Consider the following 246-nt stretch of genomic DNA (forward strand, 5'->3'; position numbering starts at 1 on the left):
AAAAAATGGATGAGTTTCAGGAGTTTAAAGAACGTTTTAATCAAATTACTTCAGCGATGTTAACCTTCTATGACCGCTTTGAGCGCTCGGTTACCGCCGAGCAAAATCCCTTTACCGATCCAAGCGATAGGGCGGTATGGGAACAACATGCTCAAAGTGCACGCAATTATATTCGCCAGTCGAAGGAAGCCTTTACGAAAGCCTTTATGTAGCAGGTTGTTGTAGAAACATAGATTGAGCTTTTCA

Annotated in this window: 1 protein-coding gene; it reads left to right on the forward strand. The window is 42.3% G+C overall.

The features are described from left to right. A partial coding sequence (locus B4920_RS27430; protein ID WP_216820118.1) for a hypothetical protein occupies positions 1-212 on the forward strand: 212 nt, incomplete at its 5' end. Positions 213-246: the final 34 nt, after the last annotated feature.

Origin of the sequence: Zoogloea sp. LCSB751 (assembly GCF_002028455.1) — a bacterium.
In the GTDB taxonomy this organism is placed as follows: Bacteria; Pseudomonadota; Gammaproteobacteria; order Burkholderiales; family Rhodocyclaceae; genus Zoogloea.